This window comes from Crenobacter cavernae (assembly GCF_003355495.1).
In the GTDB taxonomy this organism is placed as follows: domain Bacteria; phylum Pseudomonadota; class Gammaproteobacteria; order Burkholderiales; family Chromobacteriaceae; genus Crenobacter; species Crenobacter cavernae.
The window spans coordinates 2,201,869-2,215,096 of record NZ_CP031337.1; the positions used below are offsets into that span (position 1 = coordinate 2,201,869).

A 13,228-nucleotide genomic window follows, 5' to 3' on the forward strand; every position below is an offset into this window, starting at 1 on the left:
ATCGATTCTACCGACGCGTCCGGCAAGAAGAACACGCCATGCCGCGCTTTTGAACGGACATGGCGTGTTTCTGAAGGGCTGGCGTCAGTCGGCGACCCAGCCGGGCTTGCGCTGCTCGAGGAAGGCGCGGATGCCTTCGCGGCCTTCGGCGCTGGCGCACACTCGTGCGATGCGTTCGATGGCGAGCGCCGTGCTTTGCTCGCCGACCGGCAAAGGCGCCAGGTCGCGCACCAAGATCTTGACTTCGCGCATCGCCTGCGGACTGTTCAGCAGCAGTTGTTCGACGAGGTAATGGATGGTGGCGTCGAGCTCTTCGTGTTCGACGTCCTGGTGGATCAGGCCGAGCCGCTTGGCCTTGCCGGCGTTGAAGCGTTCGCCGGTGACGAAGTAGCGGCGCGCGGCGCGCTCGCCGATCGCGCGCATCACGTAAGGCGCCGAGATCGCCGGGATCACGCCGAGGCGCACGTCGGCGAACGAGAACAGCGCCTCCGAGGTGGCGATCGCGACGTCGCAGCAGGCGACGAGCGCCGCACCGAGGCCGAAGGCCGAGCCCTGCACACGGGCGACGGTCGGCTTGGGCAGCGTGTCGAGCGTCGCCAGCAGCCGCGACAGCAGCCGCGCGTGATGCACGAGTTCGGCCTCGTCCGAATCCACCAGGCGGCGCATCCCCTCGTGGTCGTGGCCGGCCGAGAAGCTGATGCCGCTGCCGGTGAGGACGACGACGCGTACCGTGGGGTCTTCGGCCAGGGTTTCGAAGGTGGCGATCAACAGGTCAGCGCTGCCGTCGTCGAGCGCGTTATGCAGCTCGGGACGGTTGAGGGTGACGGTCGCCACGCCGCGCGCGTCGACCGAAAGGCGTACCTCGTCCATATGCGGCTCTCCTTGGATGTGTTGTCGATGTCATATCTTGGCCGAAAGCGATCGTCCGGCCAAGCCCCGCTCATTGCGCCGGGCAGAACGCCTCGAGCGCGCGCGCGAAGAGGTCGGGCGCCTCCAGATGCAGCGCGTGCCCGGTGGACGGCAGGCGCACGAAGTCGGCGTGCGGAATGCCACGCGCGAGCAGTTCGGCCTGGTAGAGCGGGGTGAGCCGGTCTTCGTCGCCGACGATCACGCGCGTCGGCATCGTGAAGCTGTCGAGCCAGGTGCGCGCGTCGTGCAGCCGGACGCCGTTGATCAGGCGGACCACCGAAGGCCAGTCGGCGAGGCCGGCCATGATCTTCAGTTCGGGCAACAGCGCGTAGTGCTGGCTCAGGTAGCGGCTGGAGAACAGCCAGGGCAGGCTGACGGTGAAGCGCAGATCGAGTCCGCCCAGCTGGTGCGCGGCGATCCAGCTCTCGGCGATCTGGTTGTTGGCGTCGTCGGACCAAGCGAGCGTAGCCGCGAGCACCAGGTGGTCGACCTTGTCCGGGTGGCGCCGCGCGAAGTGCTGCGCGACCATCCCCCCATACGACAGCCCGGCGACGTGGACCTTGGTCAGCCCCAGCACGTCGAGCAGGTGGGCGGCGTGGTCGGCCTGGTCGGCCAGCAGGTAGGCGTCGATCGCCGGCTTGTCGCTCTGCCCCTGGCCGAGGAAGTCGAGGCGGATCACCTGGTAGTGCGCCTCGAGTTGCGGCAGCAACAGCGCCCACGCCACGGTCGACATGGTGATGCCGTTCATCAACAACAACGGCCGTTTGCCGTGGCCGCTGCTCTCGTAATACAGCCGGTGCGTTCCCGCGCTCACGAAAGGCATGATGTTGTCCTTAGTTACCGCCGTTTCTTGCAGCATAGATCGGTTTTATGCCCGCCGGGCGCATCGGTGCGCAAAAAATGCCGCCTTGTGTCGACAGGGCGGCAGGGTATGTCAAGAAACGGTCATCTGCCCGGGCTACAGTCGCTTATCCGATTTTGTTACATCGTTTCGTCGCCTTATGACGAACGTTATCCTTATGACCGATCTTGCCGCAGGCGCCACGCCGCGCTGTACCGAACTCGAACTCATTATCCATGAGCGCAGGCTGTCACCGGTGTTCCAGCCCATCGTCGACCTCGAATCCGGCCGCATCCTCGGTTACGAGGGGCTGATCCGCGGCCCGTCGAACAGCAGCCTGCATTCGCCGGTCAAGCTGTTCAGCCGTGCCGCCGAGTGCAGGCTGACCCTGGCGCTCGACCGCGCTTGCCGCCGCGTGACGGTAGAGCGCTTCACCGAGCTGCAACTGCCCGGCCGGCTGTTCCTCAACATCAGCCCCGATTCTCTCTTGGCGCCCGAGCACCGGCGCGGCGAGACGCTGGCCTTCGTCGGCTTGCTGGGCTTATCGCCCGAGCGCGTCGTGATGGAGCTGACCGAGACCAAGCCGAACGCCGCCTACCAGGCGCTGCGCGAGGCGACCGATCACTACCGCGACGACGGCTTCCTGATCGCGCTCGACGACCTGGGCGAGGGCTTTTCCAACCTGAGGCTGTGGTCGGAACTGCGGCCCGACTTCGTCAAGCTCGACAAGCACTTCGTGCAGAACATCCACCACGACCCGCTGAAGGAGCAGTTCGTCAGGTCTTTGGTCGACATCGCGCGCAAGTCGGGCGCGAAGCTGGTCGCCGAGGGGATCGAGTCGGTCGCCGAGCTCAGGACCTTGCGCCGTCTCGGCGTGCAGTACGGCCAGGGCTATCTGATCGCGCGGCCGAGTCCGGTGCCGGCGCTCGAACTGCAGGCGTCGATCGACGGCGTCGCCTGGCAGAGCGGGCGCGCGAGGCTCGGCCAACGTCAGCAGCCGGTCGCGCGCGACCTCCTGGTCGAGGTCGCGCCGTTGCCGGCCGATGCGCCGACCGAGGAGGCGTACCGGCGCTTCGCCGACGACGCGGCGTTGTTCGCGATCCCGGTGCTCGAGAATGACGTGCCGGTCGGCTTGCTGCGCCGTCATCACCTGCTGGAGAGCTTCGCGCGGCCGTTCAACCGCGAGCTCTACGGCAAGAAGCCGCGCCGCGTGATGATGGACAAGCAGCCCTGATCGTCGCCGCCGACATGAACCTGCACGAGCTGTCCGGCCTCGTCGTCGCCGCCGAGCGGCGCTACCTGGTCGACGGTTTCATCCTCGCCGAAGACGGGCGTTACCTCGGCATGGGCACCGGCTACGAGCTGATGCGCAAGATCACCGAACTGCAGATCTCGGCGGCGCGCTACGCGAACCCGCTGACCGGCCTGCCGGGCAACGTGCCGATCAACGAGACGATAGACCGGCTGATCGAGGCCGAGCAGCCGTTCATGGTCGCCTACGTCGACCTCGACCACTTCAAGCCGTTCAACGACCTGTACGGCTATTCGGCCGGCGACGAGCTGATCGAACTGGTCGGCCGGCTGCTGACCGACACCGCCGACGCCGAGCGCGACTTCGTCGGCCACGTCGGCGGCGACGACTTCGTCGTGCTGTTGCAGAGCCAGGACTGGCGCGAGCGGCTCGAGGGCGCGATCGCCGCCTTCGACGCGGCGGTGCCGGACTCCTTCCACGGCGAGCATCGCGAGGCCGGCGGGTTCGAGGTGGTCGGGCGCAGCGGCGAGGTGGCTTTCTTCCCGCTGACCGGCGTGTCGATCGGCGCGCTCAGGGTCGGGGCGGGGCGCTTCCCTTCGCACCACGAGGTCGCCTCGGCGGCGGCCGACGCCAAGCATCAGGCGAAGAAGCACAGCGGCAGCAGCCTGTACGCGGTCGAGTAGCAGACCGGCAGATCGGTACGCGATGGTTCGATATATTTTTAAAAACAATCGATTAGAACGAGATTGTCGCATTTGTATAAATAAGCGGCGCATATTTGCGTAAACGAAAAACGACCTTTTCGCAACAGTCCGGTGCGCCGCCGGCGCAGTTTTTTTCGTCGCTTTTCTCAAGCCAAGTGCATGTTCCGTAAAGGGAAAATGGCGCGCCTGCCGTGCTGCAATAAAATCATGGCGAATTATCGTCTGTCTATGCTTGTCAAGCGGGGGTGCGCTTCCTACAATCCGCGCTCGATTTTTGCTCCGACATCCTAGGCCAGCACAGTCCTTGTCCCTGCCGCGCACTAAGGAGCACCCGTTTCTCAAAAGGAAAAACGATGGCTTGGACAGTGGCTGACAGCCGGAGCCTGTACGGCATCCGGCACTGGGGTTCCGGATACTTCAACGTGGCCGACGACGGCCGGCTGCACGTGCGCCCCAACGTCGACTACGACTGCGACGTCGACCTCTACGACCTGGTGCACCGCCTCTCCGCCAAGGGCCTCGACCTGCCGCTCCTGGTGCGCTTCCCCGACATCCTGCAGGACCGCGTGACCCGGCTGTGCCGCGCGTTCGATGCTGCGATCGAAGAACAGGGCTACGGCAACCGTTACACCGCGCTCTATCCGATCAAGGTCAACCAGCAAGAGGCGGTGGTGAAGAACATCATCGCGACGCGCGACGTGTCGATCGGGCTGGAAGCCGGCTCCAAGCCCGAGCTGATGGCGGTGCTCGCCTTGGCGCCCAAGGGCGGCACGCTGGTGTGCAACGGCTACAAGGACCGCGATTTCATCAGGCTCGCGCTGATCGGCCAGAAGCTCGGTCACAACGTGTTCATCGTGATCGAGAAGGAGTCCGAGGTCGAGCTGGTGATCGAGGAGGCGAACCGCCTGAAGGTGCGCCCGCAGGTCGGCGTGCGAGTGCGTCTGTCGTCGCTCGCGTCGAGCAAGTGGGCCGACACCGGCGGCGAGAAGGGCAAGTTCGGCCTGTCGGCCGCGCAGCTTTTGTCGGTCGCGCAGCGTCTGGACGAGGCCGGCATGGGCGACTGCGTGCGGCTGTTGCACTTCCACATGGGCTCGCAGATATCGAATATCGCCGACTATAGAGCGGGGTTTCGCGAGGCGATCCGCTACTTTGGTGAACTGCGCGCGCTCGGCCTGCCGGTCGACCACGTCGACGTCGGCGGCGGCCTCGGCGTCGACTACGACGGCACGCACTCGCGCAACGCCAGCTCGATCAACTACGACATGGGCGAATACGCGCAGACCATCGTGTCGATGTTGGCCGAGTTCTGCGACGAGGCCGGCATCCCGCACCCGCGGATTCTGTCCGAATCGGGCCGCGCGATGACCGCGCACCACGCGGTGCTGATCATGAACGTCACCGACGTCGAGCGCCTGCCCGATTCGTTGCCGCAGATCGACGACGCCGAGCAGCTGTCGGTGCCGGTGAAGAAGCTGTTCGAGCTGACGCAGGGCGTCGATGCCGAGACCGTCACCGAGACCTACTACCGCGCGAGCCACTACGTCGCCGACGTCGCCGAGCAGTACGCCGAAGGGCGGATTTCGCTGACCGAGAAGGCGCTCGCCGAGCAGATGTACGCCGCGCTGTGCCGCAAGCTGCACAGCCAGGTGCAGGCGTCGCAGCGCAGCCAGCGCCAGGTGTACGACGAGCTGACCGACAAGCTCGCCGACAAGTATTTCTGCAACTTTTCGGTGTTCCAGAGCCTGCCCGACACCTGGGCGATCGACCAGGTGCTGCCGATCATGCCGATCCATAGGCTCGAAGAGCAGCCGACGCGCCGCGCGGTGCTGCAGGACCTGACCTGCGACTCGGACGGTAAGATCAAGCACTACGTCGACGGTCAGAGCATCGAGAACAGCATGCCGGTGCATGACGTGAAGCCCGGCGGCGAGTACCTGATCGCGGCCTTCCTGGTCGGCGCCTACCAGGAGATCCTCGGCGACATGCACAACCTGTTCGGCGACACCGACTCGGTCAACGTCTACGTGCGCGAGGGCTGTCGGCTCGAATTCTCCGGCATCGAGGAGCACGACACGATCGAGGACATGCTGCGCTACGTGCACCTGTCGCCCGAGGAGATCCTCAACCGCTACGAGGAGAAGGCGCGCTCGGCGCAGCTGTCGAGCGAGGAGCGCAACGCCTTCTTCGCCGAGTTCTGCCGCGGCCTCAAGCAGTCGTCCTACCTGTCGGTGTAGCGTTCTTCGTCCAGCTAAAGACGCAAAAAGCTTGGCCGAGCTTTGAGCTCGGCCAACTATCCGACGGAGGCGCCTCCGTGTCGGTGGGGGCTACAGCCCGGCCTTGCCGATGATGGTGTTCATCTCGGCCATCGAGAAGGCTTTCAGCGTCTGCGTCCTCACGTTGCCGGCCGCGGCCAGGGTCAATCCGAGCGCCGTCATCGATTCGTCGTCGGGGGCCTCGAAGGTGACGACGACGTCGTACATGCCGAGCGTCCAGTAGATGTCCTTCATTTCAATGCCATAGGTTTTGGCCGCTTCCTTGACCAGCGCCGCCCGCTTGGTGGTGTCCTTGACGTTGCGAGCCCCCTGGTCCGTGAAGTTGGCTAGAACGATATAGGTCGCCATGCTGGTTCTCCTTCCATCGGTGGGGTGATGCGAGCCTTTGCCGGCGCCAGAGCGCCGGCCCGCGCTATCAGCATAGAACCCACACCGGGCTCCGCTATGTGACGATCTTCCGGCGCGCCAATCGCTGTTCTCCGCTTGGCTCCCAGTCCACATCGGTACACAGCACCACCAGGCTTTCCTCGATTTCGAACGCGATCGACAGCGTCACGCCCGGCTGGCCGTTGCCGACGGAAGGGTAGGGCCGGCTCATCTGCCACTGGCCCGGCGCTGTGGTGCTTGGGCTTTCTGGACCCGTCGGCGTCAGCCTGGTGCGTCGCGCCGAACGCCCGCCGACCCGCTCGACGAAGCGGCCGGCATGGCCTTCGGGCAAACGCACCGTGAAGGTGCGTGAAGGAGAGGAGAAGCGTTGGGCGCGCCCGTCGCGGGGCGCGCGAATGTCAGGGTTGGGTGTGCGGCAAGGGTTCGAGTGTGCGCAGCTTCAGCGCGGCGGCGAGGCAGACGGCGAGGCCCGCGCCCAGCAGCGCGGCGACGCCTGACCAGCCGCCCGCGTCCCACATCAGCCCCGAGACGGTGCCCAGCCCGCTCGAGCCGAGGTAGTAGGCGGTCAGATACAGTGCGGTGGCGAGCGCGCGGTGCTCGGTCACGCGGCGGCCGACCCAGCTGCTGGCGACCGAGTGCGCGCCGAAGAAGCCGAAGGTGAACAGCGCGATGCCGGGCACGATCACCCACAAGGTCGGCGCGACGGTCAGCGCCAGGCCGGCGGCCATATTCGCGACCATCCACCACAGCACGTGGCGGCGGCCGTAGCGGTCGGCGAGCCGGCCGGCCCACGCCGACGCGGCCATGCCGACCACGTAGAGGCCGAACACCGCGCCCTGCGCGCTGTGGCTCAAGCTAAACGGCGCGCTGCCGAGTCGGTAGCCGAGGTAGTTGTACAGGCTGACCATGCAGCCCATCAGCACGAAGCCGATCAGGAACAGCCACGGCAGGCCGGCGTCGGCGAAGTGCGTCTTCACACCGGAAGAGAGCGTCGAAAGCCGCACGCGGCGCGCGCGAAAGTGCTGCGACGCGGGCAGGCTGTGCCAGAACAGCAGCGCGGCGACGAGGCCGAAGCCGCCGAGCGCGCCGACCGCCCAGCGCCACGACAGCCAGTCGGCCAACAGCGACGCAATCAGCCGGCCGCTCATGCCGCCCAAGGCGTTGCCGGCGATGTAGAGGCCCATCGAGCGGCCGAGCGATTTCGGGTCAATTTCTTCGGAAAGGTAGGCCATCGCGACCGCCGGCAGGCCGGCGAGCGCGACGCCCATCAGCGCGCGCAAGCCAACCAGCTGCGAGAAGTCGTGCGCGAACGCGGCGGCGAGCATCAGGATGGCGCCGGCGAACAGCGACGCGTTCATCAGCGGCTTGCGGCCGTAGCGGTCGGCCAGCAGGCTGGCCGGGATCAGCATCGCCGCCATGGTGCCGGTCGCGGCCGACACGACGCCGCTGGCGGCGGCCGGGCTGGCGCCGAATTCGGCGGAAAACACCGGCATCAGCGGTTGCAGGCCATAGAGCATCGCGAAGGTGGTGAAGCCGCCGACGAACATCGCCGCGCTGGTGCGGCGGTAGGCGACGCTGCCTGCGACGTGGCGGGCGGCCGGGGCATGTTGCGGCGGACGTTGCAGCGGGGCAGGGCTGAGCGCCGGGTAGGCGCAGGTCTGTGCGGAGGGGGCGCTGGGCATGGTACTGCTCGGGGTTGGCGCACGGGTAGTGCCGATGGACGTATCGTAAAAAAGCGCTAATATTCAGTCCAATAGATATTTATGGCCTCTGTGATACTTTAAAAATATCAATGGAACTGCGACACCTGCGTTACTTCGTGGCGGTGGCCGAGGAGCTGCACTTCACGCGCGCCGCCCAGAGGCTGCACATCGGCCAGCCGCCGCTCAGCCAGCAGATCCAGGCGCTCGAGGCCGAGCTCGGCGTGCTGCTGTTCGAGCGCAACCGGCGCCGCGTCAGCCTCACGCCGGCCGGCGAGCGCTTTTTGGCGCACGCGCGGCAGATCCTCGCCGCGACCGACGCGGCCGCGCGCGACGCGCGACGCGCCGCGAGCGGCGAGGTCGGCGAGCTGTCGGTCGGTTTCACGTCGTCGCTGCCGTTCACCAGCCTGTTGCCGGCGGTGCTCAACGACTACCGGCAGCGCTACCCGGACGTGACGCTCACGCTGCGCGAGTCGTTCACCGCCGACCAGTTCGCCGCGCTGGCCAATGGCCGGCTCGACGTCGGCTTCGTGCGCTTCACCGGCATCGAGCCGCCGCCCGGCCTCTCCGTGCGCGAGATCCGCCGCGACGCGCTCAGGCTGGTGATCAACGCGCGCCACCCGCTCGCCGCCGAGCCTTCGGTGTCGCTCGCCGCGCTGCGCGACGAGCCGTTCATCACCTACCCGCGCGACGCCGGCACCGGCCTCGGGCGCCTGGTGCGCCGGCTGTGCCTGGCCGCCGGCTTCGAGCCGCAGGTCGTCCAGGAGGCGCGCGAGGCGACGACGCAGATCGGTCTGGTCGCCGCCGGGCTCGGCGTCGCGCTCTTGCCGGCGCCGCTCGAATGCGTGCGGCTGGCCGGCGTGCGCTACCTGCCGCTTACCGACGATGTCCACGTGTCGCTCGGCGTCGCGACGCGCGAAGGAGAAGCGCCGCCGCTTTTGGCGGGCTTCCTCGCGACGCTCGACGCCAGGCTCGGCCAGGCCTGAGCCGGCAGCGGCTCGGCCAACCTTGCAAGGTTGGCCGAGCTTTTTTCGTCAGCGGCGCCACCGCGCGGCTCGACAACGGTTTGCGCGGGCGGCGCGGGCCGCTACCATCGCCGGTTCGTCGCAAGACGCTGATTCGATTTGGTATTGGTCGGTATGCAAGATTCTGGCCATCGAGGGCTTGCGCGGCTGGGCCGCGCTGATGGTGATCCTCTCGCACGGCGCGCTGACCTTCTTCCCCTTCCTGCATTCGGGCGAACGCCCCGAGATGAAGACGCCGATGGAGGCGTGGATCTACGATTCGCCCTTGGCCTTCGTCTATTCCGGCACCGCCGCGGTGTGCATCTTCTTCGCGCTGTCCGGCTACATCCTCGCACGGCGCATCCTCGCCGCACCCGACGTCACGCGCGCGGCGACCTCGATGCTGGTCAAGCGCTACTGCCGGTGCTCGTGTCCTGCCTGATGGGCTACGCGCTGTTCGCGACCGACTTCCTCGGCGTCGACCGCAGTGCGCTGTCGGGCTGGATCCAGGCTTACGGCGACTTCGACTTTACCCTGCCCGGCGCGCTGGCCGAGGGGCTGTGGCGCGCGTTCCTGCTCGCCGATTCGAGCTACAACTGGCCGCTGTGGACGATGAAGATCGAGCTCTACGGCTCCTTGCTGGTGTTCGCGGTGTGCTGCGTGCTGCCCTGGCTGCGTTTCCGGCGCAGCTTTCTCGCGCTGTTCGGCGCCGCGCTGGTCTACAGCCGGCCCGAGTCCGAAGGCCTCTTGTATGCGCTGTTCCTGTTGGGGGTCGCGCTGTCGCTCGACGAGTGGACGCTGCCGACGCCTCTCGCCGTCGCGCTTGCCGCGCTCGGCATCTACGCCAGCGCGTTCAACGAGGGCAACCACCTGCACGCGCTGTTCGACGACGTGCACCTGAGTCTCAACGGCGCAGAACTGTCGCGCGAGTACCTGTTCAACGCGATCGGCGGCGCGTCGCTCGCGGTCGCGGTGCTGCACCATCCGCGCTGCAGCCGCTGGTTCTCGGACCCGTGGCTGGTCAAGCTCGGCGAGTTGTCGTTCGGCGCCTACCTCGTCCACATGCTGGTGCTCGCCAGCTTCGGCGCGTGGCTGTTCGACTTCGTGCTGCCGCGCGCCGGCTACGTCGCCGCCGGCATGGTCGGCCTCGTCTCCTCGGTGGTCGTGATCTACGCACTCGCCCACCCCTACGCGCGCCACGTCGACCAGACGAGCGTGCGCTGGTCGAACCGCTTGGTGAAAAGGCTGCTGCACCAGCCGGCCGGATCGCCAGAGTTGGCCGAGGCTCGGCCGACGTTTCCGGTCAATACCCGTACTTAGGATGACTGCCGCGTGCATGGCGTTAGGGTGGCTGCTATCGATACCGCCGGATGCATGAGGCCCTGGCAAAGCAAAACGCCCGGTCTTGCGACCGGGCGTTTTTTTCATCGACAACGTTGGCCGAGCCCGGCTCGGGCTCAGTAGCCGACGGTGAAGCGCTGTCGCGGGTGGGCCGGCTTTTCGAGCTCGTCGATCAGCGCGACCGCGTAGTCCTCTACCGAGATCGCGCTCTTGCCATCGGCGTCGATCAGCAATTGGTTGGTGCCGAGCCGGAACGTGCCGGTGCGCTCGCCCGGCGCGATCAGCGCCGACGGGCTCAGCAGCGTCCAGTCGAGCTCCTTTTCCTCGCGCAGCAGGTTCAGCGCCTCGCGCGCGCCGAGCGCCGACGCCTTCCACTGTTCGGGGAAGTCCGGCGTGTCGACCCCCTGCACGCCGGGCGCGACCTCGAGGCTGCCGGCGCCGCCGACCACCAGCAGGCGCGGCACGCTGGCCTGTTTGGCGGCGGCGACGATCGAGCGCACGCCGGCGACGTAGTAGTCGTAGGTGTCGGCCTCGGCGTGGCCGCTGAAGGCGCTGAGCACCGCGTCGAATCCTTTCAATTGTTCGGCGAGCGCCGCCGTGTCCTGCACGTCGGTCTTGAGCGCGGCGACGTTCGCGTGCTCGGCCAACCTTTCGGGGCGCGAGACCAGCGCGGTGACCACGTGGCCGCGCGCCAGCGCTTCTTTCAGCAGGCCGGAACCGATGAAACCGGTGGCGCCGATCAGGGCGATGTTCATGGGGGTTTCCTTTCGCGGTTGATTTCAGTGACGCCATGGTGTCGCCTATGCAATCACGTGATAATCCGCGCTAGACTGTAATCATTGTTAAGTACAGCTACACAATATGGACGATCTGAAGCGCATGGCGGTGTTCGCCACCGTCGTCGACAAGGGCTCGATGAACGCCGCGGCGCGCGAGCTTTCGATGACGCCGTCGGCGGTCAGCCAGCACGTCAGGAAGCTCGAGGCCGTGCACGGCGTGGTGCTCTTGCACCGCACGACGAGAAAGCTGACGCTGACCGAGGCCGGGCGGCTGTTCTACCAGGGCTGCGCCGACATGCTCGCCGCGGCGCGTCTGGCCGAGCAGAGGTTGGCCGAGCTGCGCGACGCGCCGGTCGGCGAACTCAGGCTCGCGGCGACTACCGGCTTCGCCGGCCCGCTGTTGACCGACGCGCTCGCGCCCTTGCTCGCCGCGCACCCGAAGCTGACCTTGCGGCTGTTTTTCCACGACGAGACCATCGACATGGTCGAGAACCGTATCGACCTGGCGATCCGCGTCGGCCAGCTCGCCGACTCGCGCCTCGTCGCGCGCCACCTGGCCGACTGGGACTGCGTGCTGTGCGCGGCGCCGGCCTACCTCGCGCGCCACGGCACGCCGGCGCACCCGCGCGAGCTCGCGCAGCACCAGTGGATCGCGCTCGAGGCGGGGCGCGCCAACTGGGCGACGCTCGAAGGGCCTCACGGAGAGACCGAGACCTTGCGCCTCGAGCCGCGCATCGTCAGCAACAACATCGTCGCCGCGCGCGAATTCGTCTACGCCGGGCTCGGCGTCGCGATCCAGCCCGAGCCCGAGGTGCGCGGCGCGCTCGAGGCCGGCCGGCTGTTGCGGCTGTTGCCTGACTGGCGCTTTGCCCCGCTCGGCCTCTACGCGGTCACGCCGCGCCGCGACGCGCAGCCGGCCAAGGTGCGCTACGCGATCGACGCGCTGCGCGAGCGCTTGCGCGCCTGAATCCGCGCGATTCGGCCAACGTTGGCCGAGCCCGCCCGGCGGGCCGCCTAAGCTTGAAACGGTAAGCGCGCTAAACCATCGCCGCGCAGGGAGCCCGCCATGCACGATCCGATCGCCGCCATCCTCGATAAGCAGCCGTTGATGATCCTCGACGGCGCGCTCGCCAGCGAACTCGAGCGCCGCGGCGCCGACCTCGCCGACCCGCTGTGGTCGGCCAAGCTCTTGATCGAATCCCCCGACGCGATCCGCCGGCTGCACGCCGACTACTACGCCGCCGGCGCCGACGTCGCCATCACCGCCAGCTACCAGGCGAGCTTCCAAGGTTTCGCCGCGCGCGGGCTGGACCGGTACGAGGCCGTGCGGCTGATGCGGCTGTCGGTAGGGCTCGCAAGAGAAGCGCGCGACGGCTTCTGGGCGGTCGAGGCCAACCGCGCCGGGCGGGTGAAACCGCTGGTCGCCGCGTCGGTAGGCCCGTACGGCGCGGTGCTCGCCGACGGTTCGGAATACCGCGGCGACTACGGCCTGACCGTGTCGCAGCTGATGGACTTCCACCGGCCACGCCTCGACGCGCTGCTGTCGGCCGGGCCCGAGCTGCTGGCGTGCGAGACGCTGCCGTCCATGCTCGAGGCCGAGGCGCTGGCTCGCGTGCTTTCCGACGACTTCACCGACGCGCGCGCCTGGGTCAGCTTCACCTGCCGCGACGGCGCGCATACCGCCGACGGCGGCGTGTTCGCCGATGCGGTGGCGCTGCTGTCGGGCGTCGAACAGGTGGTCGCGGTGGGAGTGAACTGCACCGCGCCGGCCTACGTCGCCGAGCTGATAAGCCGCGCGAGCGTGGTCAGCACCAAGCCCTTGCTCGCCTACCCGAACTCGGGCGAGCGCTACGACGCCGAGCACAAGTGCTGGCACGGCCGGGCCGACGACTTCGCCGCGCTGGCGCACGACTGGTTCGCCGCCGGCGCGCGCTTGATCGGCGGCTGCTGCCGCACCGGACCGGCCGACATCCGCGCCCTGTCGGTTTGGCGTCGCGAACTGGCCGCCGCCGGCACGGGGCGAGGGTAAGCCATTACC

At 67.6% G+C, this 13,228-nt stretch carries 14 protein-coding genes; 8 read left to right on the top strand and 6 right to left on the bottom strand.

Annotation, left to right across the window (positions count from 1 at the left end):
* Nucleotides 1–84: 84 nt before the first annotated feature.
* Nucleotides 85–870 (bottom strand): enoyl-CoA hydratase-related protein, encoded by a 786-nt coding sequence (locus DWG20_RS10695; RefSeq protein ID WP_115433801.1) that lies wholly within the window; start codon nucleotides 868–870, stop codon nucleotides 85–87.
* 70 nt (nucleotides 871–940) lie between these two features.
* Nucleotides 941–1,732, bottom strand: a complete 792-nt coding sequence (locus DWG20_RS10700; protein WP_115434791.1) for an alpha/beta fold hydrolase — start codon at nucleotides 1,730–1,732, stop codon at nucleotides 941–943.
* A gap of 196 nt (nucleotides 1,733–1,928) precedes the next feature.
* Between DWG20_RS10700 and DWG20_RS16435 the strand changes: the two genes are divergently transcribed.
* The 3 genes from DWG20_RS16435 (at nucleotide 1,929) to speA (ending at nucleotide 5,940) form a co-directional block, all read left to right on the top strand.
* The gene (locus DWG20_RS16435) at nucleotides 1,929–2,984 is read left to right on the top strand and encodes an EAL domain-containing protein (protein WP_245944707.1); all 1,056 of its coding nucleotides are present in this window, start codon (nucleotides 1,929–1,931) and stop codon (nucleotides 2,982–2,984) included.
* Between the two features lie 14 nt (nucleotides 2,985–2,998).
* Entirely contained in the window at nucleotides 2,999–3,685 is a 687-nt protein-coding gene (locus DWG20_RS16440) for a GGDEF domain-containing protein (RefSeq protein ID WP_245944708.1), read from the top strand.
* A 374-nt stretch (nucleotides 3,686–4,059) separates the two neighbouring features.
* A complete protein-coding gene (speA, locus tag DWG20_RS10710) occupies nucleotides 4,060–5,940 on the top strand; it encodes an arginine decarboxylase (protein ID WP_115433802.1) in 1,881 nt (626 codons plus the stop codon).
* Between the two features lie 90 nt (nucleotides 5,941–6,030).
* On the opposite strand, the gene DWG20_RS10715 is transcribed toward speA, so the two are convergent.
* The 3 genes from DWG20_RS10715 to DWG20_RS10720 all read right to left on the bottom strand — a co-directional run bounded on the left by DWG20_RS10715 (nucleotide 6,031) and on the right by DWG20_RS10720 (nucleotide 8,048).
* Nucleotides 6,031–6,327: a GYD domain-containing protein gene (locus DWG20_RS10715; protein WP_115433803.1), complete on the bottom strand. Its 297-nt coding sequence runs from the start codon at nucleotides 6,325–6,327 to the stop codon at nucleotides 6,031–6,033.
* Nucleotides 6,328–6,421: 94 nt separating this feature from the next.
* Nucleotides 6,422–6,703, bottom strand: coding sequence for a hypothetical protein (locus tag DWG20_RS15965; RefSeq protein WP_147289949.1), 282 nt, complete (start codon nucleotides 6,701–6,703; stop codon nucleotides 6,422–6,424).
* A 61-nt stretch (nucleotides 6,704–6,764) separates the two neighbouring features.
* The gene (locus DWG20_RS10720) at nucleotides 6,765–8,048 is read right to left on the bottom strand and encodes an MFS transporter (RefSeq protein ID WP_115433804.1); all 1,284 of its coding nucleotides are present in this window, start codon (nucleotides 8,046–8,048) and stop codon (nucleotides 6,765–6,767) included.
* A 110-nt stretch (nucleotides 8,049–8,158) separates the two neighbouring features.
* Here DWG20_RS10720 and DWG20_RS10725 point away from each other — a divergent pair, with 110 nt between their 5' ends.
* The 3 genes from DWG20_RS10725 to DWG20_RS10735 all read left to right on the top strand — a co-directional run bounded on the left by DWG20_RS10725 (nucleotide 8,159) and on the right by DWG20_RS10735 (nucleotide 10,390).
* Nucleotides 8,159–9,052 (top strand): LysR substrate-binding domain-containing protein, encoded by an 894-nt coding sequence (locus DWG20_RS10725; RefSeq protein ID WP_115433805.1) that lies wholly within the window; start codon nucleotides 8,159–8,161, stop codon nucleotides 9,050–9,052.
* A 178-nt stretch (nucleotides 9,053–9,230) separates the two neighbouring features.
* The gene (locus DWG20_RS16605; protein WP_181880898.1) at nucleotides 9,231–9,512 is read left to right on the top strand and encodes an acyltransferase family protein; all 282 of its coding nucleotides are present in this window, start codon (nucleotides 9,231–9,233) and stop codon (nucleotides 9,510–9,512) included.
* Nucleotides 9,494–10,390, top strand: a complete 897-nt coding sequence (locus tag DWG20_RS10735) for an acyltransferase family protein (protein WP_147289950.1) — start codon at nucleotides 9,494–9,496, stop codon at nucleotides 10,388–10,390. Before DWG20_RS16605 ends, DWG20_RS10735 begins: the two co-directional genes overlap by 19 nt.
* 137 nt (nucleotides 10,391–10,527) lie before the next feature.
* On the opposite strand, the gene DWG20_RS10740 is transcribed toward DWG20_RS10735, so the two are convergent.
* Nucleotides 10,528–11,166 (bottom strand): NAD(P)-dependent oxidoreductase, encoded by a 639-nt coding sequence (locus DWG20_RS10740; RefSeq protein ID WP_115433808.1) that lies wholly within the window; start codon nucleotides 11,164–11,166, stop codon nucleotides 10,528–10,530.
* Nucleotides 11,167–11,272: 106 nt separating this feature from the next.
* On the opposite strand from DWG20_RS10740, the gene DWG20_RS10745 reads away from it, so the two are divergent.
* Together DWG20_RS10745 and mmuM are read left to right on the top strand one after the other, a co-directional pair.
* The gene (locus DWG20_RS10745; protein WP_115433809.1) at nucleotides 11,273–12,157 is read left to right on the top strand and encodes a LysR family transcriptional regulator; all 885 of its coding nucleotides are present in this window, start codon (nucleotides 11,273–11,275) and stop codon (nucleotides 12,155–12,157) included.
* A gap of 99 nt (nucleotides 12,158–12,256) precedes the next feature.
* Nucleotides 12,257–13,219 (top strand): homocysteine S-methyltransferase, encoded by a 963-nt coding sequence (gene mmuM, locus DWG20_RS10750; protein WP_115433810.1) that lies wholly within the window; start codon nucleotides 12,257–12,259, stop codon nucleotides 13,217–13,219.
* The last annotated feature ends 9 nt before the right edge of the window (nucleotides 13,220–13,228 follow it).

What these genes read in the sequence shown, in the direction of transcription:
- DWG20_RS10695 (WP_115433801.1), bottom strand. Translation starts at nt 870, where the DNA reads ATGGACGAGGTACGCCTTTCGGTCGACGCGCGCGGCGTGGCGACCGTC.
- DWG20_RS10700 (WP_115434791.1), bottom strand. Translation starts at nt 1,732, where the DNA reads ATGCCTTTCGTGAGCGCGGGAACGCACCGGCTGTATTACGAGAGCAGC.
- DWG20_RS16435 (WP_245944707.1), top strand. Translation starts at nt 1,929, where the DNA reads ATGACCGATCTTGCCGCAGGCGCCACGCCGCGCTGTACCGAACTCGAA.
- DWG20_RS16440 (WP_245944708.1), top strand. Translation starts at nt 2,999, where the DNA reads ATGAACCTGCACGAGCTGTCCGGCCTCGTCGTCGCCGCCGAGCGGCGC.
- speA (WP_115433802.1), top strand. Translation starts at nt 4,060, where the DNA reads ATGGCTTGGACAGTGGCTGACAGCCGGAGCCTGTACGGCATCCGGCAC.
- DWG20_RS10715 (WP_115433803.1), bottom strand. Translation starts at nt 6,327, where the DNA reads ATGGCGACCTATATCGTTCTAGCCAACTTCACGGACCAGGGGGCTCGC.
- DWG20_RS10720 (WP_115433804.1), bottom strand. Translation starts at nt 8,048, where the DNA reads ATGCCCAGCGCCCCCTCCGCACAGACCTGCGCCTACCCGGCGCTCAGC.
- DWG20_RS10725 (WP_115433805.1), top strand. Translation starts at nt 8,159, where the DNA reads ATGGAACTGCGACACCTGCGTTACTTCGTGGCGGTGGCCGAGGAGCTG.
- DWG20_RS10740 (WP_115433808.1), bottom strand. Translation starts at nt 11,166, where the DNA reads ATGAACATCGCCCTGATCGGCGCCACCGGTTTCATCGGTTCCGGCCTG.
- DWG20_RS10745 (WP_115433809.1), top strand. Translation starts at nt 11,273, where the DNA reads ATGGACGATCTGAAGCGCATGGCGGTGTTCGCCACCGTCGTCGACAAG.
- mmuM (WP_115433810.1), top strand. Translation starts at nt 12,257, where the DNA reads ATGCACGATCCGATCGCCGCCATCCTCGATAAGCAGCCGTTGATGATC.